Source organism: Nocardia sputi, assembly GCF_023501985.1.
This window is the reverse complement of record NZ_JAMFLC010000013.1, coordinates 222,916-247,667: the sequence shown is the minus strand read 5'-3', so window position 1 is coordinate 247,667 and position 24,752 is coordinate 222,916. Positions and strand designations below refer to the sequence as shown.

25 protein-coding genes are annotated in these 24,752 nt (G+C 70.1%); 17 read left to right on the top strand and 8 right to left on the bottom strand.

Annotation, left to right across the window (positions count from 1 at the left end; genetic code table 11):
• Positions 1-127: 127 nt before the first annotated feature.
• Complete coding sequence (pgi, locus tag M8859_RS18120) at positions 128-1,765, top strand: glucose-6-phosphate isomerase (protein ID WP_159930164.1); 1,638 nt, start codon at positions 128-130, stop codon at positions 1,763-1,765.
• On the opposite strand, the gene M8859_RS18115 is transcribed toward pgi, so the two are convergent.
• The gene (locus tag M8859_RS18115) at positions 1,737-2,312 is read right to left on the bottom strand and encodes a potassium channel family protein (protein ID WP_249644584.1); all 576 of its coding nucleotides are present in this window, start codon (positions 2,310-2,312) and stop codon (positions 1,737-1,739) included. The genes pgi and M8859_RS18115 overlap by 29 nt on opposite strands.
• A 177-nt stretch (positions 2,313-2,489) precedes the next feature.
• Positions 2,490-3,173, bottom strand: coding sequence for a nucleoside/nucleotide kinase family protein (locus M8859_RS18110; protein WP_223520610.1), 684 nt, complete (start codon positions 3,171-3,173; stop codon positions 2,490-2,492).
• Positions 3,174-3,317: 144 nt separating this feature from the next.
• Between M8859_RS18110 and M8859_RS18105 the strand changes: the two genes are divergently transcribed.
• Positions 3,318-3,719 (top strand): nuclear transport factor 2 family protein, encoded by a 402-nt coding sequence (locus M8859_RS18105; RefSeq protein WP_159930161.1) that lies wholly within the window; start codon positions 3,318-3,320, stop codon positions 3,717-3,719.
• Positions 3,720-3,729: 10 nt separating this feature from the next.
• On the opposite strand, the gene M8859_RS18100 is transcribed toward M8859_RS18105, so the two are convergent.
• On the bottom strand, positions 3,730-5,349 hold the full coding sequence (locus M8859_RS18100; RefSeq protein ID WP_195139784.1) for an acyl-CoA dehydrogenase family protein: 1,620 nt from the start codon (positions 5,347-5,349) through the stop codon (positions 3,730-3,732).
• Positions 5,336-5,986, bottom strand: a complete 651-nt coding sequence (locus M8859_RS18095; protein WP_249644583.1) for a TetR/AcrR family transcriptional regulator — start codon at positions 5,984-5,986, stop codon at positions 5,336-5,338. The genes M8859_RS18100 and M8859_RS18095 overlap by 14 nt, the downstream gene beginning before the upstream one ends.
• Before the next feature lie 65 nt (positions 5,987-6,051).
• Here M8859_RS18095 and M8859_RS18090 point away from each other — a divergent pair, with 65 nt between their 5' ends.
• The 3 genes from M8859_RS18090 to M8859_RS18080 all read left to right on the top strand — a co-directional run bounded on the left by M8859_RS18090 (position 6,052) and on the right by M8859_RS18080 (position 9,087).
• The gene (locus tag M8859_RS18090) at positions 6,052-6,813 is read left to right on the top strand and encodes a crotonase/enoyl-CoA hydratase family protein (RefSeq protein ID WP_249644582.1); all 762 of its coding nucleotides are present in this window, start codon (positions 6,052-6,054) and stop codon (positions 6,811-6,813) included.
• A gap of 5 nt (positions 6,814-6,818) precedes the next feature.
• The gene (locus M8859_RS18085; protein WP_249644581.1) at positions 6,819-8,060 is read left to right on the top strand and encodes a hypothetical protein; all 1,242 of its coding nucleotides are present in this window, start codon (positions 6,819-6,821) and stop codon (positions 8,058-8,060) included.
• A gap of 286 nt (positions 8,061-8,346) precedes the next feature.
• A complete protein-coding gene (locus tag M8859_RS18080) occupies positions 8,347-9,087 on the top strand; it encodes an MspA family porin (RefSeq protein WP_249644580.1) in 741 nt (246 codons plus the stop codon).
• Between the two features lie 188 nt (positions 9,088-9,275).
• On the opposite strand, the gene M8859_RS18075 is transcribed toward M8859_RS18080, so the two are convergent.
• Positions 9,276-9,950, bottom strand: a complete 675-nt coding sequence (locus tag M8859_RS18075; RefSeq protein WP_249644579.1) for a pyridoxamine 5'-phosphate oxidase family protein — start codon at positions 9,948-9,950, stop codon at positions 9,276-9,278.
• An 82-nt stretch (positions 9,951-10,032) separates the two neighbouring features.
• Here M8859_RS18075 and pdxR point away from each other — a divergent pair, with 82 nt between their 5' ends.
• From pdxR to M8859_RS18055, 4 genes are read left to right on the top strand one after another with little or no spacing between them, the layout of a single operon-like run.
• Positions 10,033-11,403, top strand: a complete 1,371-nt coding sequence (gene pdxR, locus M8859_RS18070) for a MocR-like pyridoxine biosynthesis transcription factor PdxR (protein ID WP_249644578.1) — start codon at positions 10,033-10,035, stop codon at positions 11,401-11,403.
• 10 nt (positions 11,404-11,413) lie between these two features.
• The gene (locus M8859_RS18065) at positions 11,414-11,659 is read left to right on the top strand and encodes a DUF2630 family protein (RefSeq protein ID WP_159930153.1); all 246 of its coding nucleotides are present in this window, start codon (positions 11,414-11,416) and stop codon (positions 11,657-11,659) included.
• An 8-nt stretch (positions 11,660-11,667) separates the two neighbouring features.
• A complete protein-coding gene (locus tag M8859_RS18060) occupies positions 11,668-13,104 on the top strand; it encodes a dihydrolipoyl dehydrogenase family protein (protein ID WP_249644577.1) in 1,437 nt (478 codons plus the stop codon).
• Positions 13,105-13,117: 13 nt separating this feature from the next.
• Entirely contained in the window at positions 13,118-14,626 is a 1,509-nt protein-coding gene (locus M8859_RS18055; RefSeq protein WP_249644576.1) for a carboxylesterase/lipase family protein, read from the top strand.
• A 9-nt stretch (positions 14,627-14,635) separates the two neighbouring features.
• Here the strand turns inward: M8859_RS18055 and M8859_RS18050 are convergent, their stop codons facing one another.
• Both M8859_RS18050 and cobF read right to left on the bottom strand, forming a co-directional pair.
• Positions 14,636-15,505, bottom strand: a complete 870-nt coding sequence (locus tag M8859_RS18050) for an Fpg/Nei family DNA glycosylase (protein ID WP_159930150.1) — start codon at positions 15,503-15,505, stop codon at positions 14,636-14,638.
• A 61-nt stretch (positions 15,506-15,566) separates the two neighbouring features.
• On the bottom strand, positions 15,567-16,310 hold the full coding sequence (gene cobF, locus M8859_RS18045) for a precorrin-6A synthase (deacetylating) (RefSeq protein WP_159930149.1): 744 nt from the start codon (positions 16,308-16,310) through the stop codon (positions 15,567-15,569).
• Positions 16,311-16,419: 109 nt separating this feature from the next.
• Here cobF and M8859_RS18040 point away from each other — a divergent pair, with 109 nt between their 5' ends.
• From M8859_RS18040 to M8859_RS36900, 7 genes are all read left to right on the top strand, one after another.
• Positions 16,420-17,247 (top strand): thymidylate synthase, encoded by an 828-nt coding sequence (locus M8859_RS18040; protein ID WP_159930148.1) that lies wholly within the window; start codon positions 16,420-16,422, stop codon positions 17,245-17,247.
• Positions 17,244-17,744, top strand: coding sequence for a dihydrofolate reductase (locus tag M8859_RS18035; RefSeq protein WP_159930147.1), 501 nt, complete (start codon positions 17,244-17,246; stop codon positions 17,742-17,744). The genes M8859_RS18040 and M8859_RS18035 overlap by 4 nt, the downstream gene beginning before the upstream one ends.
• Positions 17,745-17,941: 197 nt before the next feature.
• The gene (locus tag M8859_RS18030; RefSeq protein ID WP_159930146.1) at positions 17,942-18,268 is read left to right on the top strand and encodes a cupin domain-containing protein; all 327 of its coding nucleotides are present in this window, start codon (positions 17,942-17,944) and stop codon (positions 18,266-18,268) included.
• 54 nt (positions 18,269-18,322) lie between these two features.
• Positions 18,323-19,411 carry a Dyp-type peroxidase gene (locus tag M8859_RS18025; protein ID WP_195070915.1) on the top strand — a complete coding sequence of 363 codons (1,089 nt, stop codon included), beginning with the start codon at positions 18,323-18,325 and terminating at the stop codon, positions 19,409-19,411.
• A complete protein-coding gene (locus M8859_RS18020; protein ID WP_195070914.1) occupies positions 19,408-20,208 on the top strand; it encodes a family 1 encapsulin nanocompartment shell protein in 801 nt (266 codons plus the stop codon). Before M8859_RS18025 ends, M8859_RS18020 begins: the two co-directional genes overlap by 4 nt.
• A gap of 102 nt (positions 20,209-20,310) precedes the next feature.
• A complete protein-coding gene (locus tag M8859_RS18015) occupies positions 20,311-20,841 on the top strand; it encodes a hypothetical protein (protein ID WP_159930143.1) in 531 nt (176 codons plus the stop codon).
• Between the two features lie 76 nt (positions 20,842-20,917).
• Complete coding sequence (locus tag M8859_RS36900; RefSeq protein ID WP_283779814.1) at positions 20,918-22,276, top strand: TerD family protein; 1,359 nt, start codon at positions 20,918-20,920, stop codon at positions 22,274-22,276.
• A gap of 3 nt (positions 22,277-22,279) precedes the next feature.
• Here M8859_RS36900 and M8859_RS18005 read toward each other — a convergent pair whose 3' ends face one another.
• Positions 22,280-22,945, bottom strand: coding sequence for a TetR/AcrR family transcriptional regulator (locus tag M8859_RS18005; RefSeq protein WP_223520572.1), 666 nt, complete (start codon positions 22,943-22,945; stop codon positions 22,280-22,282).
• Positions 22,946-23,165: 220 nt separating this feature from the next.
• Between M8859_RS18005 and M8859_RS18000 the strand changes: the two genes are divergently transcribed.
• A complete protein-coding gene (locus tag M8859_RS18000) occupies positions 23,166-24,698 on the top strand; it encodes an amino acid permease (RefSeq protein ID WP_249644575.1) in 1,533 nt (510 codons plus the stop codon).
• Positions 24,699-24,752: the final 54 nt, after the last annotated feature.

The window sequence follows — 24,752 nt, the reverse complement described above, 5'->3', positions numbered from 1 at the left end:
GTGCGGATGACCAAGGTAAGGGCGGTGTGGCACAGCGGGTTTTCACCTCGGCGGTGGCGTCGGCCCGCTCGGCTCTCCGGGCACGCATCCGTGCGCGCGGCCGTGCCTGCTTGTACTCTCGGCGAACGTGAGCAGCGACATCACCGCGACGGCGGCATGGCGGAAACTGCACGATCACCACGGCACCGTCGCGGGACGACACCTCAGGGAGTTCTTCGCCGACGACCCGGCCCGGGGCAGCGAGCTGACCGTCCAGGTGGCTGACCTGCACATCGACTACAGCAAGCACCGCGTCAACCGGGAAACGTTGCACCTGCTGGTGGAATTGGCGCGCGAGGCGGGCGTGCCGCAGCGGCGGGACGCGATGTTCGGGGGCGAGCACATCAACACTTCGGAGGACCGCGCGGTCGGCCATGTCGCGCTGCGGCTGCCCGAAGGCGCGAGCATGACCATCGACGGCGCCGACGCGGGCGCCGAGGTGCGCGAGGTGCTGCGACGGATGGGCGAGTTCGCCGAGGCGCTGCGCTCCGGCGCATGGCGCGGGGCGACCGGCGAGCGCATCACGACGGTGGTCAACATCGGCATCGGCGGATCGGACCTGGGGCCGGTCATGGTGCATCAGGCGTTGCGTCACTACGCGGACGCGGGCATCGGCGCCAGGTTCGTCTCGAACGTCGATCCCGCCGACCTGGTCGCGAAGCTGAACGGGCTCGATCCGGCCACCACGCTGTTCATCGTCGCCTCCAAGACCTTCTCCACCCTGGAGACGCTCACCAACGCCACCGCGGCCCGCCGCTGGCTCGTCGCCGCGCTCGGCGAGGACGCCGTGGCCAAGCATTTCGTCGCGGTGTCCACCAATGCCGAGCGGGTCGCGAAGTTCGGTATCGATACCGAGAACATGTTCGGTTTCTGGGATTGGGTCGGCGGCCGCTACTCGGTGGACTCGGCGATCGGCCTGTCGGTGATGGCGACCATCGGCAAGGAGCGCTTCGCGGAATTCCTCGCGGGCATGCACGCCGTGGACCGGCACTTCGCCGAGGCGCCGCTGGAGGAGAACGCCCCGGTACTGCTCGGCATGCTCGGCGTCTGGTACTCGAACTTCTTCGGCGCCGAGTCTCGTGCGGTACTGCCGTATTCGAACGATCTGGCCCGTTTCCCCGCCTATCTGCAGCAGCTGACCATGGAGTCCAACGGGAAGTCGGTGCGCGCCGACGGCACCCCGGTCACCACTTCCACCGGTGAGATCTTCTGGGGTGAACCGGGCACCAACGGCCAGCACGCCTTCTACCAGCTGTTGCACCAGGGCACCCGGCTGATCCCGGCGGATTTCATCGGGTTCGCCCAACCCACCGACGACCTGGCGACCAGCGACGGCACCGGCAGCATGCACGACATCCTGATGAGCAACCTGTTCGCGCAGACCAAGGTGCTCGCGTTCGGCAAGACCGCCGAGGAGATCGCCGCAGAGGGCGCCGATCCCGCACTCGTGCCGCACAAGGTGATGCCGGGCAACCGCCCGTCCACCACCATCCTCGCGCCCCGGCTCACGCCCTCGGTGGTCGGTCAGCTCATCGCGCTCTACGAGCACCAAGTCTTCGTGGAGGGCACGATCTGGGGCATCGACAGCTTCGACCAGTGGGGTGTCGAACTCGGCAAGCAGCAGGCGCTCGCCTTGGCCCCTCTGCTCACCTCGACCGAAGAGCCGCAGCCGCAGGACGATTCGTCGACAGACTCGCTCATTCGCTGGTACCGCTCGCATCGCTAGTGCCCGGTCCGGGTGACTGCCCGCGCCGCGCCTGTTCCAGCCGGTGGACGACGTGCGAGGTCGAGATGGCGGCCAGCGTGCCGACGATGCCCAGATCGAACACGACCTGAACCATGGTGGCGACCTTCGCGGCGGGCCCGACCGCGTGCACGTCGCCGTAGCCCACGGTCCCGAGGGTGACGATCGTGTAGTACAGCGCGTCGGTGCGCGTGTGCAGGCCATCGAACTGCCCGGGGATGCGCAGCTCGAGCACGTAGTAGTACAGGGCGAAGAACGTCACCACGACGCACACCACGAGCAGCACGTCGTTGATCTGCCCGCCGGCCGTCCTCGGGTTCGTGATGTAGCGGCGGACCCGCCACCGGGCCAGCCAGACCAGCCCGGCGACGCCTACGACGAACGCGATCAGCCCGAGTATCCGGCTGGGCCGCCCGAAATCGGTCCGGAGATCCAGCGGCAAGAAGTAGTAGAACAGCAGGACGCATCCCACCGTGAGCCCGTTGCGCAGGGCGCTCGACCGCCTGCCGTTTCGGCGACGCTCCGTCATCCCTTCATCATCTGCCGAGGTAGGACATGCGGGCAGGTGCACGCGCCGGGCGATCGCGGTCCGTCTTCCATCCAAGGCGCTCGTCTTCGGCACGGCGGGTGTCGCGACGGTCGGCAGCGCCGATCCGCTTCCGACCGCGGCTGGAGAGGCCGAAGGTGTGCCGGACGCGCTACCGACTCAACCCTCGAGAACCCGATAGCGCCCCGCATGCTCACGCAGGATCAGATCGGCGCGCTCCCTCGTCGGCGCGACCAGCTCCGCATTGCGCAAATCGCTGTCGCGGACTTTGGCGCGCGCGGCGGACGGCGTGCGGCCGCCGCCGATGTGTCGGTCCAAGAGGCGGTCCTCGAGCACGTCGCGCGCCGCGTCCAGGTACCAGCACGCGTCCAGCAGTGCGCGGACCGCCGACCACCGCCGCCCCTCGAAGTCGTCGAGCAGCAGGTAGTTGCCCTCGGTGAGGACGATGGATTGCCGGTCGAACACCACGCCGCCGGGCACCGGGGCATCGATGGTCCGGTCGAAAGTGGGCCATGGCACCGGCTCACCCACGGGCGTGGTGCGCAGGCGTCGCAGCCCGGCGACGTAGCCGTCCACGTCGAAGGTGTCCGGCTCGCCCTTGCGCGCGAGGCTTTCGGTCGTTCGCAGTTCGTCGTTGCTCAGGTGATAACCGTCCATGGGCGCGATCTCGGCGACCATCGCGCCGGCCTCGGCATTGATCGCGTCGCGCAACGCGACCGACAACGTGGACTTGCCCGCGCCCGGCGGACCCGCGATACCGAGCAGATACCGGCCGCGCTCGGCCCGAGCCCGCACTCGCCGGGCCAACCAGCTCACCGGTCTTTCCACGAACTCCCCTGCCACCGCCGCCACAATACTGTCGCTTCCCGCTCTCGCGCCGCTGCCGTGGACATCCCGCGATCCACACTCGTCCACAGGATGACCCGAATGGTCGAACATGTGAGCCATCGCTTGTCGCTCGGAGCGGACGGCCATAGCGTCGTCGCCATGAGTGCGATCGAGAACAAGAAGCTGCTCGCGGACATCTTCGAGCAGATGTCGCTCGGCCATGCCCGTGCGCTGAGCGACGCCATGGCCGACGACTTCCGCTGGATCTTTCCCGGCGACTGGTCCTGGGCCGGCATCTGGGAACCGAAAAGCGTCGTGCTGGAGCAGCTCCTGCGTCCACTCATGGCTCAGTTCACCGAGTACCGCAACACCGCGGAGACGATCATCGCCGAGGGTGATCGCGTCGTCGTGCAGGCGCGTGGCCAAGGCGTGACCACGCGCGGCGAGACCTACGATCAGACCTACTGCTTCGTCTTCCGAGTATCCGAAGGCAAGCTGCGCGAAGTGGTCGAGTACTGCAACACCGCGCTGGTCGAACGCGTGCTGACCCGGCCCGCGTGAGGCAGGCGGCTCAGACGAACGCGCGCTCCACGATCGCGCCGGTGTCCACGCCGGTGGGCAGCGTGCCGAACGCGATACCCCAGTCGTCGCCGAGCCGGGTGGCGCAGAACGCATCGGCGACGGCGGGGTGACCGTGGCGCACCAGTTGCGCGCCTTGGAGCACGAGCGCCATCAATTCCACGACCCGCCGGGCGCGGTACTCGATGTCGTCGAAGTCCGACAGCTCCTTGCCGACCCGGGCGATCGCGTCGTCCAGTCGCGGGTTCTCACCCTTGGCCGACGACACCTCGTCGAAGTAGGCCTCGACGGTCTCCGGCTGACGTCCCATGGCACGCAACGCGTCCAGCGCGGCGACGTTGCCCGACCCTTCCCAGATGGACATCAGCGGCGCCTCCCGGTACAGCCGCGGCATGCCGGATTCCTCGGCGTATCCGTTGCCGCCCAGGCATTCCAGCGCCTCGGCGGCGTGTGCGGGCGCCCGCTTGCACACCCAGTACTTGGTGACCGCCAGCGCGATGCGCCGCAGCGCCGCCTCGGCCGGATCCCGGCCCGCCCGGTCGGTGGCCCCGGCCAGCCGCATCATCACGGTGGTCGCAGCGTCGGACTCGATCACCAGATCGGCGAGCACGTTACGCATGGCGGGCTGGTCGATCAGCTCGGCGCCGAACGCCTTCCGGTGCCTGGCGTGGTGCACCGCGTACACCGTGCCCGCACGCATGCCGGTGGCCGAGCCGATCACGCAGTCCAGCCTGGTCATGTTCACCATCTCGATGATGGTCTTGACGCCCGCGCCCTCCGCGCCGACCAGCCAGCCGACGGCGTTGTCGTACTCGATCTCCGAGGAGGCGTTGGACTTGTTGCCCAGCTTGTCCTTGAGCCGCTGGATGCGGATGGGATTGCGGGCGCCGTCCGGCAGCACCCGGGGCAGCAGGAAGCAGGAGAGTCCGCCGGGCGCCTGCGCCAGGGTGAGGAACATGTCCGACATCGGGGCGGAGGTGAACCATTTGTGCCCGACGATCCGGTAGGAGCCGTCCGGCTGCGGCGTGGCCGTGGTGGTGTTGGCGCGGACGTCCGAGCCGCCCTGCTTCTCGGTCATCGACATGCCCGCGATGAGTCCGGCCTTGGTCGACGGCTCGCGCAGGCCGAAGTCGTAGACGCGGGAGCCGAGCAGCGGTTCGTACTTCGCCGACAGTTCGCGGTTGTGCCGCAGGGCGGGGACCACCGCGTAGGTCATCGAGATCGGGCACATGTGGCCCGCGTCGGCGACGCCCCAGGTGTAGAACTTCGCCGCGCGCGCCACGTGCGCGCCGGGGCGGTCGTCCAACCACGCGGCGCCGTGCAGGCCGTGCTCGACGGCGACGCGCATCAGGTCGTGCCAGTGCGGGTGGAACTCGACCTCATCGATGCGGTGGCCGTAGCGGTCGTGGGTGCGCAGCACCGGCGGGTATTCGTTGGCCAGCCTGCCCCACTCCTGCGCCTGCGCACCGCCCGCGAGCGCGCCCAGCTCCCGCACTTCGGCTTCGGCCCAGCCCGCGCCTTCCCGGTGCAGACCCTCGAGCAAGGCCGGATTGCGCGCGACGTCGAACGGCACGATGTCGGGCACCTGATTGAAGACTTCATGCGTCTGCATCTGACACTCCTGATTCCAGCCGAGCGCTGCCTGCGCCCGGGTCGTCGCGCACGCCGAGCGCGCGGATCGCGAAAGCGATGAGTTCGGGGACGACGGATTCGCCGTGTGGCGCGTCGGCGAGCGGGCCCACCAGAACCTCGCCGATCGCGCCGACCAACGCGGCCGCGCTGATCCTCGGGTCCTGCGGTGGGAGTTCGCCGCCCGCGATGCCCTCGGCCACCGCGGATTCGAAGGTCTCGGCGAACGCGCGCCGGAAGTGCAGGCGTTCGCTGTCCACGGCGGCGTCGACCGGCTCGGCGAGCAACACGTAGGCCAGGTTCGGGTTCTTCAGCGCGCGGCCGGCGAACGTCTCCACCGCGGCGGTCACCCGTTCGATCGCCGTTCCGCGCGCACCCGCCGCGGCCACCGCGGCGACCTCGCGGCCGACCACTTTCCGGAACACCGCGCGTACCAAGGCGGCCTTGCCGTCGAAGTTCTTGTAGACGGTGCCGGTGGCCACGCCCGCCTCGGCCGCGACCGCCGCCATGGACAGCGCGGCGTATCCGCCGCTGGACAGCACCTTGGTCGCGGCCTGCACGATCAGCCCCGCCTGGGCGTCCAGGCGGGCCTGCACAGCGGGGGTTCTGCGGTAGGCCACCCAAGAAGTGAAGCATGGATTCATTTCTTCACACAAGGGTGCTTTTACGGCGTATGGTCGAGCGCGTGACCGTACTGATCGAACGCAACGGCCCCGTGACCACCGTGATCCTGCACCGGCCGGAGGCGCGCAACGCGGTGGACGGACCGACCGCCGCCGCGCTGGCCGAGGCCTTCCGTGAGTTCGACGCCGATCCGGACGCGGCGGTCGCGGTGCTGTGGGGCGACGGCGGCACGTTCTGCGCGGGCGCCGACCTCAAGGCGCTCGGTAGCGAGCGATCCAACCGCGCCGACGAGGACGGTGACGGCCCGATGGGGCCGACCCGGATGCGACTGTCCAAACCGGTGATCGCCGCGGTCTCCGGCTACGCGGTGGCAGGCGGGCTGGAACTCGCGCTGTGGTGTGATCTGCGCGTCGCCGAGCGCGACAGCACCTTCGGCGTCTTCTGCCGCCGCTGGGGCGTCCCGCTGATCGACGGCGGCACCGTACGGCTGCCGCGGATCGTCGGCACGGGCCGCGCCATGGACCTGGTGCTCACCGGGCGCGCGGTGGGCGCCGACGAGGCGCTGCAGATGGGTTTGGTGAACCGCGTGGTGCCCACCGGCGAAGCCCGCCGCAGCGCGGAGGCGCTCGCCGCGGAACTGGCCGCGCTGCCGCAGACCTGCCTGCGCTCGGACCGCATGTCGTTGCTCGAGCAGGAGGGGATGACCGAGGAGTCCGCGCTGCGCAACGAGTTCCGGCACGGCCTGACCGCGCTGGCGGGCGGCGCTCTGGACGGCGCGCAGCGCTTCGCGTCGGGCGCGGGCCGCCACGGCGCTCGCGCCTGAGCCAGATGGGCCGACTGAGCGTCGTCGACGAGATCTTTCTGCGGACCCACCGCGGACTCGGTACGCCCATCGCCCTGCAAGGGCTGTGGCGAACGGCCGACCGGGTGGACCCAGCGCTCCTGGCCCGGGTGCACGAAGCCCTGCGCGCCGGACCGCTGGGGCGCAGGGTGATTCGCGCGCGCGTGCCGGGCGCTCGGCGAAGCTGGCGACCGAACGTCCGCGCCTACCCGATCGCGCGCGCCGAGGGCGTTCTCCCGGTCGCGCAACTGCTCGACTGGGCCGACGCGCAGGGCGCCGCGCTCGATCCGGAATACGGTCCCGGGTGGCGGCTGTCGACCGCCGCGCTGGACGACGGCGGCTCGGTCGTATCCCTCACGTGCTCGCACGCGCTGGCCGACGGGCGAGCGCTGGTGCTGGCCGTCGACGACGCACTCGGCGGATCACGGGTGCGCCCGCCGGATCCCGCCGCGCGGGAATCGGACTGGTCCGACGCCCGGCGTCAGTGGTCGGTCGTCCTGCGCGGAACCGCGGTGGCACTCCGGCGCGGGATACCGCCGCGGCCCGCCGCCGCGCTCCGGGACGAGCAGCCGCGCGGAGGCGACAGCACGACGCACAGCGCGATCCTGCAATGCCCGGCCGCGCGGTGGGACCGCGTCGCCGCGCGTGACGGCGGCACGGCCAACAGCCTGTTCATCCACCTCGTCGCGACCGTGCTGTGGGACAGCGGGTTTCCGGGTGCGACGATCGCCGCCAGCCTGCCCGTCGACACCCGCGACGAACCCCGCGTCGACAACGACCTGGCCATGACGCGCATCGCGATCACCCGAGCCGACACCCCGGGGACCATCCGCGCACTCGCCCGTTCGGCGTACGAGCACCGCATGTCCGCCCCGAGCGGCATGCCCGAAGAACTGCTCCAGGTGATCCCGGACCGCTGGGCGCACACCTTGTCCAAAGGCGCGGGCGAACTCGACATCTTGTGCTCCAACATCGGAACGCTGCCCGCCTCCTTGCGCACGCTCGGCCCGCACCGCTGCACGGGTGTCGCCGCCCGCGCCATCCACCCCGGCCTCACCACCGCGCGACTGCCCCGCACCCGGCTCTCCGGCTATCTGTGCCGCATCGGCGAGGACTACGTGCTCAGCCTGGTGAGCCTCGATCCGGCGCGCATCGGTTCCGCCGACGCGTTGCGCGAGTTGGCCGGGCGCGCGGTGAGATCCTCGGGACTGCGCGCGTACGCGTGGTGAACTAGCGGCCGCAATCGACGCGAGACCGCGTCGACCAGCCACCGCAAACTCGGATCTGGTATGAATCAATTGTTTATTCGCCATTCCAGGCAATTCGGGCGATGCCGACGAGACCGCTTTCCGGTCGCGTCGGCCGACTCGCCGTGTCGGCGCGATCACGGGTCTGAGCGGCACCGCCCGATAGAGTTCCACTGCCGCGTACGCCCAATGGAGTTCGCGACGAACCATCTGCCGTGCGGGCCCGTTCGCGTACGAAGTTCCGATTCGATCGATACTCGACTGGAGCATGATGAACCGCAAGCATTCGCGTACCCTGGCCGCGATCATCGCGGTGATCGTGGCCGCTACCGGCTCTTTCGCTGTTTCCGAATCCGTGGCGGGGGCCGAGCCGGGCGTGGTCGGCACCGGCGGGCTACATTTGATCGCGTCGGTGGACTACAACAACGTCGTATCCGTCGGCGGTGATGTCGCATTGGGCATTCCGTTCGCGCACGCCGCCAAGGTGTCCGGAGATTTCTCGGTTGTTTCCGACGGCGCCTCGGCACTGCGTCGCGGCGAGATCGCCGCCGGGTACCTGATCGGCTGCGCGGTGGATATCTCCGATGGTATCTCGGTGTCCATCGCCGGTGACGTCGGCGCCGAAGTCGGATTCACACCTCAGATCATCATCGGGCTGGGTGGAATAAACTTCGGGGGCGTCAACGAGGACGGGACTCCCGAGGCGTTGCCGGTAGTCGTCGCTCCCACCATTGCCCTCGGCGCGGGCGTCAACTTCGGTGTGAACGGCGAACTCGGCGCTGAGATCACGGTGAATCTGGCCCCGGGCAGTGTGACCGCGGCGGTTATCGCCGAGGCGGACCTGGACGAGGAGTCGACGTTCCCCTTCACCTTCGCCCATACCAACACCGCGTTGAATGTCAACGGATGCCTTTCCCCGGCCTCCGCGATGCCGTTCATCACCGTCCGGGCCGAGGCAAGGAACGGCATCGCGCAAACGACGGGTTACGGTCCTCAGTTCGTGTTCTGAGCGCGGCTGCGCGCTTCTGCTCGTCGCTCACCCGGATAAAGCGGCATCAGGACACACATTTCGAATTCTCGGACTGGGCGCGGAGTGATTCCGCGCCCATCCACGAACTCCTATTCGTACTTCACACCGTCGCTCGACTTCCGGCGCCGCCGTGGCCGATGCGGAGATCGTGGAGTACGTGAGGGCGCTCAGCAATCGGCGCGCTGGAGGACGTCGGCGGGGACAGGGATGCCGGGGCTGAGGTCTGGGGAGTCGATGGGGGCGTCCCACACCTGGCGCAGGGGAAGGACGCCCGCCCAGACGCCGCCCACCTCGATATCGGCCTCGTCGTCCTTGGGACCGCCTTCGCGGACCTTCACCGACGCCTCGGTGAGGTCGAGAGCGAGCACCGCGGTGGCGGCGAGTTCTTTCTTGTTCGGGGGACGCACGCGCGACCAGGAGCCGGGCGCGGCGTGTTCGACGATCACGCGCAACCCGTGCACGCGCTCGGCGGGGTCGGTCACGGCGCGAGCACGGCCGAGCACAACGGCGGAGCGGTAATTCATGGAGAAATGCATGGCCGAACGCGCGTAGACCACGCCGTCCACCAGAGTCACGGCTACCGAGATGTCATTCGCGAGTGCCGCGCGCATGTTCCCCGCGCCGGTCGAGCCGTGCACGTACAGCGTGTCGCCGTCGCGGCCGTAGGCGGTCGGCAGCACGACCGGCGTGCCGCCGAGCAGCACGCCGAGGTGGCAGATCAACCCGGCGTCGAGCACCGCGTCCAAGTCGGCGCGATCGGTCCGGGCCCGGTCGGTCGAACGGGTCGGTGTGCTGCGTGGCGTCGGGGACAGTGGCGGCCGTGGGCGGACTGGTGCGCTCATGGACTCAGCATCCAGCCGGAAATGGCATTATCAAAGTGCCAATTCGATCGTTTTTCAGCAGTCCACTTCTGGGAGGCGCCCCGTGCTGGAGGACCTTCCACTGCACCTCGATCGCGATTCGGCGCGACCGCTGTCGGTGCAGATCGCCGACCAACTGCGGCGCGCCGCGACCACCGGACCGCTGCGCGGCGGCGACCGGCTGCCGTCCACCCGCGCGCTGGCCGATCGGCTCGGCGTGAGTCGGACCGTGGTCGCCGCCGCCTACGACCAGTTGCACGCGGAGGGCTGGATCAACGGTAGGCGCGGCTCAGGCACCTACCTGACCACCGCACCGGCGGACGCGCCCGCGCGCACCGTCCCTTCCTCCGGTACGGACGCCGCGCCGCGTCTGTTCGACCTCTCCCCGGGTGCTCCGTGCGTCGACGCCATCGATCCGGCCGCGTGGCGGCGCGCCTGGCGCGCCGCCGCGGATCACGCCCCGCTGGTGCGCAAGGACCGCGCGGGCGAGCCGGAATTCCGCACGGCGGTCACCGAGCATCTGTTGCGGCACCGCGGGATCGGCGCGGGCAGCGGTACCGTGCTGCTCGCCACCGCCGGCACGAGCTCGGCGGTGGGCGAATTGGCCGCCGCGCTGCTGCGTCCGGGGGATGCCGTCGCCATGGAGGACCCTGGTTACCAGCGCGCCGCCGGGGCCTTCGCGGCGGCCGGTCTCGACGTGGTCGCGGTCCCCGTGGACGGGGACGGCCTGCGCGTCGATCTGCTGCCGCCCCGGATCAAGGCGGTGTATTGCACTCCCGCGCATCAGTTCCCGCTCGGCGCGCGGATGCCTGCGGCGCGGCGGGTCGAACTGGTCGAGCACGCGCGACGATCCGGGATCTTCGTCATCGAGGACGACTACGACGGGGAATTGCGCTACGACACCGCACCGCTGCCGTTGCTCGCCACCATGGCTCCCGACGTCGTGGTGCACTTGGGCACGACCAGCAAGATCCTGTCTCCGAGCCTCGGTGTCGGCTGGCTCCTCGCCGCCCCCGAGATCGCCGAGGCGGTGCTCGCCCACCGGGAGCGCACCGGCACCGGCCCGAGCCCGGCGGGCCAGCGGGTGCTGGTCGCCTTGGCCGCCCACGGCGATCTGGCCAGGCACCTGCGCAGGCTGCGCCGCGCGCTGCCGCCGCGCCGGGCGCTGGTGGTGACCGAGCTACGCCGCCGGGGACTCGGCGTGCTCGGCGACGACGCGGGATCGCACGTCGTCGTGCCGGTGGAGTCGGCGCGGGCCGAGCGGCGCGTGGTCGCGGCGGGGCTGGCGTGCGGTGTCGCGCTCGACGGCCTGGCCCGATACCACCTGGGAGCCCGCCGTGAGCACTTCGGCGTCGCGCTCGGCTACACAGCGCTGCCCTGGCCGGAACTTGCCGCCGCCGTACCGTTGGCCGCCGCGTGCCTCACCCGGCCGTAGCATGGTCCGCATGAGCGAACAGGACATCTTGGCGCGCATCAAAGAACTGGTCGACCAGGAGCACCAGCTGCGCTCGCAGGCCAGCCACGGCGAATTGGACCCCAAGACCGAACGCCAGCGCCTGGCCGAGCTGGAAGTGATGCTGGATCAGGCATGGGACCTGCTCCGCCATCGCCGGGCGCGGCTCGATCAGGGCCGGTCCCCGGATGGCGTCCAGGCGAACTCGGTGTCGCAGGTCGAGGGTTACCTGCAGTAGGCGTGGCGATGTCGAGCACACCGACCGACTACGACGTCATCGTGATCGGTGGCGGACCAGCGGGCGAGAACGCCGCCGCCTATGCCGTCGCGGGCAGTGACCGCACGGCCGCCATCGTCGAGCGTGAACTCATCGGTGGCGAATGCTCGTATTGGGCCTGTATTCCGAGCAAAGCGCTGCTGCGGCCGGGCCACGTCCTCGCGGCCGCGCGGGCGATGCCGGGAGTCTCGGCCACCGGCCTCGACGTCGAGGCGGTGCTGCGGCGGCGCGACGCCTTCGTGCACGACCACGACGATTCCGCGCAGGTCGGCTGGGCCGAGAGCACACGGATCGACATCGTGCGCGGCGCAGGCCGCCTGACCGGTACCCGTTCGGTCGAGGTCGGCGGACGGCGGCTGCGCGCCCGGCACGCGGTCGTGCTGGCCACCGGCACCACCGCGAACGTCCCCGACGTGCCCGGCCTGCGTGCCGCGCTGCCGTGGATCTCCCGCGACGCCACCAATCTGCACGAGGTGCCGCGCCGGGTCGCCGTGGTTGGCGGCGGCGTGGTCGCCTCCGAGGCGGCGACGTGGCTGGCCGCGCTCGGCGCCGAGGTCACCCTGCTGGTGCGCGGATCGGCGCTGCTGGGCTCGGCCGAGCCGTTCGCGCGCGATCGGGTGGCGGCGGCGCTGACCGAGGCGGGCGTGCGAGTCCGCTTCGGCACCGAGCCCGTCGCCGTCGAGCGCCCGGCCGCGAAGGACACCGGCGAAGGGTGGATTCATGGCGGTCCGGCCACGGTCCGGTTGCGCGGTCCCGACGGGGAGTCGGCACTCGACGTGGACGAGATCGTGGTGGCGGCCGGACGCGCCCCTGCCACGGCGGGGCTCGGTCTGGACGCGGTCGGGCTGCCCGACGGATACGTCACGGTGGACGATCACCTCACCGCGCGCGGTGTCGACGGCGAGTGGCTGTATGTCGTCGGCGACCTCAACCGTCGCGCCGCGCTCACGCATATGGGCAAGTACCAGGGCCGGGTGTGCGGCGACGTGATCGCGGCACGGGCCGAGGGCCGGCCGCTGGACGACGCGCGGTTCGTCGCGAGCTCCGACCACGGCAAGGTGCCGCAAGTGGTGTTCACCGCGCCGGAGGTGGCCTCTGTCGGCCTGACCGAAGCCGCGGCCGCAGACGCGGGTCACGCGGTCGAGACCGTCGAACTGGACATCGAGGTGGCCGGCTCGGCGCTCTCCCGTGACAATTACGCGGGCCACGCGAAACTGGTGATCGACAGCGCCACCGACACGCTGCTCGGCGCCACCTTCGTCGGCCCCGAGGTGGGCGAGCAATTGCACGCGGCGACGATCGCGGTGGTCGGCCGGGTGCCGCTGTCCACTCTCTGGCACGCCGTGCCATCCTTCCCGGCGGTCAGCGAGTTCTGGTTGCGCCTGTTGGAGGCGCGGCGTACATAGCTACCATTTTCCAATGGTGGCAACAACGGATATCGCGACCGCCGACGGAGTCGTCCGTGGTCGCCGGGGCCGCCGCGTCTTGCGCTGGCGGTCCATTCCCTACGCGGCTCCTCCTATCGGAGACCTGCGATTTCGCGCTCCACAGCCGGTCGAACCGTGGTCGGGCGTGCGGGCGGCGACGGAATTCACCTCCGCGGCGATGCAGCACCGCTCCGGGGCGCGAATCGGGCCGCGCGCCTACCAGCCGACCAGCGAGGACGCGCTGACACTGAATGTCACCGCACCCGCGTCCGCGTCGGCGAGCCCGCGGCCGGTGCTGGTCTTCATCCACGGCGGCGGCTATCTCATCGGCACCTCCGCGCTCGGGCTGTATTCCGGGGCGCGCCTGGCGCTGCGCGGCGACGTGGTGGTGGTGTCGCTGAACTACCGGCTGGGGGCGTTCGGCTATGTCGATTTCAGCGAGTTCGGCACCTCGCAGCACCCGTTCGACGCCAACCTGGGATTGCGCGACCAACTCGCCGCGCTGGAGTGGGTGGGCACCAACATCGCGGCCTTCGGCGGCGATCCCGGCAACGTGACGATCTTCGGCGAGTCGGCGGGAGCGCACGCCGTGCTCGGTCTCCTGGCCACACCGGCGGCCAAGGGCCTGTTCCATCGGGCCATCTCGCAGAGCCCGCCCGCCGACTGGTCGATGACCACCGAGGAGGCACGCGGCTTCGCGCGCCGCTGCGTCGCCGCGTTGGGCGCCACACCCGACACCGCGCACACCGCGCTGCGCACCGCGGGCGCCAACGACATCCGCCGCGCCGTCGACCGCACCATCGCCCAGGTGCTACGGGAACAGCCGGGCGTCTTCCCCGCCTGTCCGGTCGTGGACGGCGAGTTCCTGCCGCGCTCCCCGGTCGACGCGATCACCGACGGCTCGGCGCATCGGGTGCCGCTGATCATCGGCACGAACCGGGACGAGGGCACGCTCTTCGCCAGATTCGCCGACGAACTGCCCACCACCCCGGACCGCCTTCGCTCGGCGCTCGGCCACTCCGCCGAGGCCGAAGCCAGGATCGCTTCGGCGTATCCCGGTTATCCCCAGCCGAAGGCCGCGATACGCGCGGGCGGCGACTACACCTTCTGGCGTCCTTCGCTGACCGTTATGGAAGGTCACAGCAGACATGCGCCGACATACGCCTACCGCTACGACTTCGCACCGCGCGCCCTGCACCTGAGCGGGCTCGGCGCCACGCACGCGACCGACCTCATCCCCGTCTTCGGCGTCGCGGACACCCCGATCGGCCGGGCCTTCACCGCCGCGGGCGGCCGGCGCGGGCTGCGCGCGGTCACCGGCCAGTTCCAGGACAATTGGCTGGCCTTCGCCCGCACCGGAGCGCCCTTGCCCTCCTGGCCCGCGTATACCGAGGCCCGCAGGTCCACCCTGATCATCGACTACCCCACTCGCGTGGAACACGACCCGGACCGGCCGAAACGACTTGCGTGGCAGGGCGTGCGGGTGCCCACGGTGACCTGAGCCGGACCGCTACTTCAACAGGCGCGACATCCGCCGGTCCGCGAGCACCTTGCCGCCGGTCTGACAGGTGGGGCAGTACTGGAACGACCGATCGGCGTAGGAGACCTCGCGGACCGTGTCGCCGCAGACCGGGCAGGGTGACCCGGTCCTGGCGTGCACCCGCATGCCGGAGCGCTTCTCGCCCTTGAGACGGGCGGCGTCCTGACCGACCGAGCGCCGTACCGCGTCGGTGAGCACCGCGCGCATGGCCGTGTACAACTCGGCCACCTTGTCGGCCGGAAGGGTCTTCGTGTTCGCGAACGGCGAGATCCGCGCGGTGTGCAGGATCTCGTCGGAGTAGGCGTTGCCGACGCCCGCCAGCAACACCTGGTCGACCAGCGCGGTCTTGATCCGCTGCGAGGTGCCCTGCAGGATGTCGGCGAACTGCGCCTCGGTGACCTCCAGCGCGTCGGGGCCGAGCCGGGCGATGCCCGGCACGGCTTTCGGGTCCGCCACGACGTACACCGCCAGCCGCTTCTTCGTGCCCGCCTCGGTCAGGTCGAACGCGGGCGTCGCTCCTTCGGGGGTGAAGAAATGCACCCGCAACGCCAGCGGGCTCTTGCCGCCCGGCTTGGGCGGCGTCGGACTTGGTTCATCGATCCAGCGCAGCCAACCACCGCGCGACAGATGGGTGATCAGCCACAGGCCGTCGCACTCCATCCCGAGGAATTTGCCCCAGCGCGCCGCACCGGTGACGTCGCGACCCGACAGCGCAGTGACCGGGGGCTCGAAGGTCTTGACGGCGCTCAGCGCGGCCACGTCGACACGGCCGATCACGGCGGCGACCGCATGCTCCCGGAGGAACTGCGCCAACGCCTCCACCTCCGGTAGCTCTGGCACGGGCTCCAGACTACCCAGCCCCACCGACACCCTGCCGGTTCTCGCGCCGGAGCGGGGCGGTTCAACCGTTGCGGCGCAGCAGGTAGATGTCCATGATCCAGCCCTTGCGGTCACGCAACTCGGCGCGGCGGCGGACGATTTCCGCACGCACCCGCGGCAGCGGGCCCTCGATCAGCGTCTCGTCCGGCATACCGAGGTAGGCGCCCCACCAGATGTGCACGCCCGCGTCCGGGATCGCGGTGAACGAGCAGTCGCCGTCCAGCATCACCAGCGCGTTCTCCTCGCCCAGGCCCTCCTCGCGGAGGCGGCGGCCGGTGGTGATGCGCACCGGTTCGCCGATTCCGTGCAGCACGATGCGATGCCGCGCGGCCAGCGCCTGCGCGCTGGTGATGCCCGGGACGACCTCGTGCTCGAAGCCGACCACGCCACGGGCGAGCACCCGCTCGACCATCCGCAGCGTGCTGTCGTACAGCGCGGGATCGCCCCAGACCAGGATGCCGCCGACGCCGTCTACCGCCGCGAACGCCGATTCCAGCAGCATCGACCGGCGATCGTGCCAGTCCTCGACCACGTCGAGGTAGTCGGCGGGCGTCCGGTCGCGCGGCGGGTCGGCGATCGGGACGATCCGGTACGGCCGGTCCATGTGCGCCTCCAGGATCGCGGTGCGCACGTCGGCCAATTCCCGTTTGGCCTCCCCCTTGCCGATGACGAAGAACGCCTCGACCTGCCGCATCGCCTTGATCGCCTGCACGGTGACCTGGTCGGGATCACCGGCGCCGATGCCGATCACGTAGAGCTTGCGCATGGGCTCGAGCTTGCCAGGTCGCCGCGAGACCACGGTCGCCAGGCGCGGCCCTGGGCGCGGCCGCCGACTCGCCGAACGCGCTGGAGCACGAGGACTAGAGTTGCCAGGCGTGGCTCATGACGCGCTCGATCCGGCTTCCGCCCCCGACACCCAGTACGAGGACCTGCTGCGGCTGGTACTGGCCTCCGGGACGAAGAAAGCCGATCGCACCGGCACGGGAACCCGCAGCATCTTCGGCCACCAGCTGCGCTATGACCTCTCGGCCGGGTTTCCGCTGATCACTACGAAGAAAGTCCACCTGAAGTCGATCGTCTACGAGTTGCTGTGGTTCCTGCGCGGCGACTCCAACGTCGGCTGGCTGCGCGAACACGGCGTCTCGATCTGGGACGAGTGGGCCGACGCCGACGGCGAACTGGGCCCGGTCTACGGCGTGCAGTGGCGGTCGTGGCCGACACCGGACGGCACCCACATCGACCAGATCTCCCAGGTGCTGCACACCCTGCGCACCGACCCGGACTCCCGGCGCATCATCGTCTCGGCGTGGAACGTCGCCGACCTGGACAAGATGGCGCTGGCGCCCTGCCACGCGTTCTTCCAGTTCTACGTGGCCGACGGGAAACTGTCCTGCCAGCTCTACCAGCGCAGCGCCGACCTCTTCCTGGGCGTGCCGTTCAACATCGCCAGCTACGCCCTGCTCACCCACATGGTCGCCCAGCAGGCCGAGCTGGCGCCCGGTGACTTCATCTGGACCGGCGGCGACTGTCACATCTACGACAATCACCTCGACCAGGTCACCGAGCAGCTCGGCCGCGACCCCTATCCGTTCCCCGCGTTGCGGCTGCGTCCCGCGCCGACGCTGTTCGACTACCGCTACGAGGATGTGGAAGTGATCGGCTACCGGCATCATCCGGCCATCAAGGCCACGGTGGCGGTGTGAGTCGCACGATCGGCCTGATCTGGGCGCAAACCCTGGACGGGGTGATCGGGCTGCGCAACACCATTCCCTGGCGGCTGCCCGAGGACATGGCGCAGTTCAAGGACGCCACCTGGGGCCACCCCGTGGTGATGGGCCGTCGGACCTGGGATTCGCTGCCGCCGAGGTTCCGGCCGCTGGCCGGTCGGCGCAATATCGTGGTGACCAGGCAGCCCGACTGGTCGGCCGAAGGCGCCGAGCGCGCGTCGTCGGTGTCCGAGGCGCTGGACCGGTGCGCCCCGGACGCCGTCTGGGTCGCCGGGGGCGGCGAGATCTACCGCGCCGCGCTGGATTTCGCGACCGACCTGCGCGTCACCGAGATCGACGCCGACATCGAGGGCGACGCTTTCGCGCCGTCGATCGGACCGGAATGGCAGCCAGACGACCCGGAGCCATGGCGCACGTCGGCCACTGGACTGCGCTTCCGGATCCGGCACTACACCCGGAGTCGACCCGCCTAGGGAGATCCCGTGCGGCGCCACGCCGTGGGCAGCCGCGAACGCCGCCCTCCTGAGCGGGCCAGGTGAAACCCGGCCCGCTCGGCAGCCGACTGGGGCATACTCCTCGTTATACGGCGGCCGGACTTTCGTCCGTCCGCACGCCTCGAGCCGTTGCCACCAGCCCGGCATCGGCTGTGGTGATCTGCGAAAGGCGGTCTATGGAAAAGAAATCGCTGACTGCGGTAGCGCGCCAGCAACTGAAGCTGGCCGCCATCGCCTCGAGCGGACGCAGTTCACAAACCATCTATGGCGGCCATGCGCACACGCTGCGGCAGACGGTGGTCGGCCTGACGGCCGGGCAGAGCCTGGCCGAGCACGACAACATGGGCGAGGCGACGCTGCTGGTGCTCAGCGGCACACTGATCTTGATCAGCGGCGCCAACGAATGGAAGGGCTCCGGGGGCGACCTGATCGTGGTTCCCAAGGCGCGCCACAGCGTCAAAGCGATCGACGACGTCGCGTTCCTGCTGACGGTGGCGATGTAGCCACCGCGCGGGTCCGCGGGGCGGTCGGCGCAGCCGGGCATTAGGGTGTCGATCATGGGTGAGCCGCAGCCGATTCTCGAACCGCTCACGCCGTCCGCGATCTTCCTTGTCGCCACGATCGACGAGGGTGGCGAGGCAGCCGTCCGCGACCTGCTCGCCGACATCACCGGCCTGCGCCGCTCGGTGGGCTTCCGCCTGCCCGGCGCGAACCTGACCTGCGTGACGTCGATCGGCTCCGACGCCTGGGACCGCCTCTTCGCCGGACCGAGGCCCGCGCAACTGCATCCGTTCCCCGGATTCGTCGGCGCCCGCCACACCGCACCGGCCACACCGGGCGACTTGCTGTTCCACATCAAGTCCGAGGTGCAGGACGCCTGCTTCGAACTGGCCATGGCCATCGCCGACCGGCTGGCGGGCGCGGGGACCATCGTGGACGAGACCGTCGGCTTCCGCTATTTCGAGCAGCGCGACCTGCTCGGCTTCGTGGACGGCACCGAGAACCCGGAGGGCCGCGCGGCCGCCGCGGCCGCGCTGGTGGGCGAGGAGGATCCGCAGTTCACCGGCGGCAGCTACGTGATCGTGCAGAAGTACACCCACCCGCTGGCGGACTGGCGCGCGCTGTCGGTCGAGGAGCAGGAGCGCGTGATCGGCCGCACCAAACTGGACGACTTCGAGCTGCCCGACGAGATCAAGCCCGCCGACTCGCACGTCGAGGTCAACACGCTCATCGATCCGGACGGCACCGAACGTCAGATCCTGCGCGGCAACATGCCCTTCGGCAGCGTGCGCGACGGGGTGTTCGGCACCTACTACATCGCCTACGCGGCCACGCCGAGCGTCATCGAACGCATGCTCACCCGCATGTTCCTCGGCACCGACGAGGCAGCCTACGACCGCATCCTGGATTTCTCCGTCGCCCTCACCGGCACGTCGTTCTTCGCACCCACCGTCGATTTCCTCGACGATCTGCCGCCGGCGCCGTGGGACACGGCGGAACCCGCGGTGTCCGTGGACACCGACGGCGCCGGTCGCGCAGATCTGCCCGGCACAGATCTGCCCGGCACAGATCTGCCCGGCACCGCCGCGCCCTCGGGCGACGGCGCCCTCGGTATCGGCTCGTTGAAAAGGAGCACCCGGTCATGAACAACCTCCATCGCGAACTAGCGCCGATCACCTCCGAGGCGTGGGCGGCCATCGAGGAGGAGGCGACGCGCACGTTCAAGCGGCACATCGCGGGCAGGCGCGTCGTGGATCTCTCCGGCCCGCACGGCACCGACTACTCCGCGGTGGGCACCGGGCACACCACCTCGATCGACTCGCCCGACGCGGGTGTCTTCGCCCGTCAGCGGGTGGTCGCGCCGCTGGTCGAACTGCGCGTGCCGTTCACGCTCTCACGCGAGGAACTCGACAATGTCGAGCGCGGCGCCCAGGACGCCGACTTGGATCCGGTGAAGGACGCCGCGAAGAAGATCGCGTTCGCCGAGGACCGCGCGATCTTCGAGGGGTATCCGGCCGCGCGGATCACCGGTATCCGGGCCAGCTCGTCCAACCAGCCGATCACGCTGCCCAGCGACACCCGGCTGGTTCCGGAGGCGATCGCGCAGGCGTTGAGCGCCCTGCGGCTGGCCGGTGTCGACGGACCGTACTCGGTGCTGCTCAGTGCCGAGCTGTACACGGCGGTCAGCGAGACCTCCGACCACGGCCACATGATCCGCACGCACATCGAGCGCCTGATCCCGGAAGGCGAGATCATCTGGGCGCCCGCTATCGACGGCGCGATCGTGCTCACCACGCGCGGCGGCGACTTCGATCTGCGCATCGGCCAGGATCTGTCCATCGGCTACCTCTCGCACGACAGCACGTCGATCCAGCTGTACTTCCAGCAGAGCTTGACGTTCCTGGTGTACACCGCCGAGGCCGCGGTCCCGCTGACGGTCTGAGCACCGCCTCCCGCATCGGCCACATCTGGGAAACGGCCAGGTGTGCACCGGTACACGAGGCGGTACGGTGAGCCGGAAATGCACCAGAGGCAGGTAGGTGAGATGACAACGGTGCGGGCAGGCGTGGTCCCGACTCAACGCGCCGCGCTCTACAGCGTGTTCGGCATCCTGGCGACCGTCACGATCTGCGGCTCGTTCGTCGCCGCGTTCGGGGTGAACCGGGTGTTCACCGGCCTGCTGGCCGGTACCGTCGTCGGTGTCGCGGTGCTGGCCGCGCTGTTCACCAGGGACGCCATCGTGCTCACCGATCACGCCATCTACCGGCGCAAACCGTGGGCGGTCTCCAGCATCCCGTGGGACCGGGTGGTGGCCGGGCGCTTCGCCCTCGACGAACGGGCCCGCTGGTCGCTGGCGCTGGACCTGGCCGGTGTGGACGAACCGCACGGCGAGCTGGTTCTGCTGTCCATCCCGCCGGTGGTCGGCCCGGTCGCGGGCGCCTACGACCTGCGCAAACGCGATCAGGTCACGGAGATCCGGGCGATCTTGCGGCGCAAGCGGATTCCGGTGACCGTGCTTCCGCAGATCGCGGGCGCGCTGCAGGAACACTGGCAGATCGCGCCGCCGACCCACTGAGGCGCGCGGCCCCTCGGGCGAACGCGCGGATGCGGGACGCCGTGGGCCGGTATCGGTTACGTTGACAGACGTGTCCATGCCGAAGGGCGCCAACGTGCCCGTGCCGAATTCCGACGTCCGGATCGAAGTGGGCTGGCGGGCCGGGGCGGGCGCGCCGGACGCCGACGCCTCCGCGCTGCTCGTCGTGTCCGGGAGGGTGCGCTCCGACAGCGATTTCGTCTTCTACAACCAGCCCGTCCACCCGTCCCGCGCCGTCCGGCACGAGGGCAAGCGCTCGGGGTCGATCGTGCTGGACGTGCTGTCCGCGGAGTTGGCGCGGGTGGAGCCGCAGGTCGAGGGCATCGTCATCGCGGCATCCACCGACGGCGCCGCCGTCGGGCTGCTCGACGGACTGTTCGTGCGAGTCGTGGACAGCGACACCGGAGCGGAAGTCGCCCGTTTCGACGGCATCGACGCGACGAGCGAGACCGCCGTCGTGCTCGGTGAGCTGTACCGGCGCCAGGGCGGATGGAAATTCCGCGCGGTCGGCCAGGGGTATGCCTCCGGTTTGGCCGGACTGGCCACCGATTACGGGATCTCCGTGGACGGAGAACCCGCCGCGCCACACGAATACACACCACCACCCCCGCCGCCTGCCCCGCCGCACGAGTTCACGCCGCCACCGCCACCCTCCGGGCCGGTACCGCCGGAGCCGGGCCGGCACGCGGCACCCGGCCAGCACCCCGCGGCGGCGCAGCACACGACGCCGCTCGGGCAATACCCATACGCGCCCCCGCCAGCGGCAGGGCAGCCGGCGTGGCCTGGCCACAACGCGTCCACGGCACACCCGTTCGGCACTGTCTTCCTGACGACGGACTCCCCCTCGGTGTCGTTGACCGCGCAAGGCGTCATGCGGATCAACTCGACTTGGACCGCTGCGGCGGGCTCGGGCACGTCCGGCCAGGGCGGGGCGCTGGATTTGGATCTGTGCTGCTTCTGGGAACTGCTGGATGGACGCAAGGGCGACGTCCGTCCGGTCGGCGATCGCGGATCGCTGGAGCGGCCGCCGTTCATCCGCCTGGACACCGACGACCGCTCCGGAGCGTGCCCCGCCGGTGAGAATCTCCAGGTCGACCTCGGTCACGCGGCCGAGTTCCGCCGGATCCTCGTCTTCGCCACCCTTTACGACGGCGCGGCCGACCTCCGCGGCGTCCGGATGACCGCGACGCTGTACCCGGCAGCCGCGCCGCCGATCGAGCTGAGCGTCGAAGGTTGCCCGGACGGCTCCCGCGACGTGGTGCTGGCGCTCATCGAGAACACCGGTTCGGGACTGGTGGTACGTCGTGAAGGCCGCTTCGTCGCGCCGCCACCGAACCGTCCGCGCTGGGGCGTGACAGAAGTGGACAAGGCGTACGGTTGGGGACTGAACTGGGTCCGGGGCACCGGCAAGTCCTGAATCTCACGCCGCGAACCGGTCCAGCAATACGACCGCCGCGGCCCGTGTCGCATCCAGGTCGCCGGGCCAGCCGAGCGTGCGCAGCACCGCCGCCGGAATGGTCCGCTCCGCGTGCCGGGGTGCGGCGCCCTCGTCGGAGCGGATGCTGATCACGGTCTCCACCAACCGGAACGGCAGCGACTCGGTGCCGGGCGCACTCGCCGAACCGCCTTCGGCCAACACCTGCGCGGCCGCATTCTCGTAGTGCTCGCGCAACTGCTCGCGTCGCAGGCGGAACGCGGCGAAGCGCTCGGTACGCAGCTCCGGCAGCAGATACAGCGCCCCCAGGTTCCAGCGCGACGCGCACAGTTGCCGCACGTCGAACAGGGCCAGCGCGTACAGCCGGACCGGCGCCGGGTCGGTCGCGCCGCGCAGCCGCTGCGCCAGTTCGATGGGCGCGGCGACGGTTTCGGCGAGCAAGGCGTCGAGGATGTCGTCCTTGGCCGCGAAGTGGTGATACAGCGAGGCCTGGCGGATGCCGACGGCGTCGGCGATCGCCCGGGTGGAGGTGTTGGCGTACCCCTGGGTGGTGAACAGTTCGCCTGCGGCGTCGAGGATTTCCGCACGCGGCGTCTGCCCGCGTCGTCGCCGCTGTTCGACGCGCGGCCGTCCGGGACCCACGTTCGCCACCGCCTCATTCTGGCAGGTAGCCGCGGGCGCGCTCCGACGCGGTAGTCGTCCGCGTCGTTTCGGCACGACGAGCGGTGCGGTTTCTGTCATTTGACAGAAATAACGGCAACACAGAAGTTACCGGACGCACCAGAAGCGATACACGCAGGTCACCGAAAGCGCGATCGCGCCCGCAAAACTATCGTCTGATAGTTATTGGTCGCACGCCGAAGGACCGCCCATGGCAACCACGCTCGCCCCGACCTCGCCCCCCGACCTCACGGGTGACAGCGCCGACCTCGCCCGGTTCGGCTACCAGCCCGTCCTACACCGAAAGCTCGGCCGCTACGCCTCGTTCGCGGCCGGGTTCTCGTTCGTCTCCATCCTCACCACGATCTTCCAGTTCTTCGGCTTCGGCTATTCGTTCGGCGGAGCCGCCTTCTTCTGGACCTGGCCGATCGTGTTCGCCGGCCAGTTCCTCGTCGCGCTCAACTTCGCCGAACTGGCCGCGCGCTATCCGATCTCGGGCTGTATCTACCAGTGGTCCCGGCGGCTCGGCGGCGAACTCGTCGGCTGGTTCGCGGGCTGGATGATGATCATCGCGCAGATCGTCACGGCCGCCGCGGCGGCGATCGCGCTGCAGGTGGTACTGCCCTCGATCTGGAGCGGATTCCAGCTCGTCGGCTCCGACACCGCGCTGACCTCGCCGTCCGGCGCGACCAATGCCGTGCTGCTCGGCAGCATCCTGCTGGCGGTGACCACGCTGATCAACGTTGTCGGCATCGATCTGATGGCGCGGATCAATTCGATCGGCGTCACCATCGAGATCGTCGGCGTCCTGGCGATCATCGCGCTGTTCTTCACCACCGCCGAGCGCGGGCCCGGCGTGGTGTTGCGGACCGATCAGGCCGCACCGGGCCCCTACTGGGCCGCGTTCTTGGTGTCCGGGCTGATGGCGGCATACGTGATGGTCGGATTCGACTCGGCCGGTGAGCTTTCCGAGGAGACCAGGAATCCCCGCAGGGTGGCGCCACGCACCATTCTCACGGCGCTGGCGGTCTCGGCGCTGGGTGGCGGGCTGATGCTGCTCGGCGCGCTGATGGCCGCACCGAGCCTGTCCGACGGCGCGCTGGCCTCCGACGGCCTGGCCTACGTGCTCACCGCGAAGTTGGACAGCCCGGCGGGCAAGGTGCTGCTCGGCTGCGTCGCGGTCGCGGTCACCGTGTGCACCCTCGCGATCCAGACCGCGGGCTCGCGGCTGATGTTCTCCATGGCGCGGGACGGGAAGCTGCCGTTCGCGAGCAGGCTCGCCGCCGTGCACCCGCGATACGGCACGCCTGCGCTGCCCGCCGTGGTGATCGGCGTGCTCGGCATCGGGCTACTGGTGCTCAACCTCGGCAACGCCGCGATGTTCGCGACACTGGCCAGCGTCTGCATCGTCACGCTGTACCTGGCCTATCTGCTGGTGACGGTGCCGCTGCTGGTCCGCAGGTTCACCGGCCTGTCCGACGCGGGCACCGACGCGCGCCTGTTCAGCCTGGGCCGCTTCGGCATTCCGGTCAACGCGCTCGCCGTGGTCTGGGGCGTCGTGATGGTGATCAACCTCGCCTGGCCGCGAACGGAAGTCTACGCCCCGGACGGCGGCGGTTGGTGGATGCGCTGGGCCGCGCCGCTTTTCGTGCTGCTGGTGCTGACCGTCGGCGTGCTGGTGCACCGCTTCGTCGTCGGGTCGCGCGGCGTCGTGAACGCCGAGCCCGCACCGCAACCCGCCTGATCGATCGGGTGCGGCGGTGTACCGCCGCACCCGGCCGCCTACACCGCAACCGAC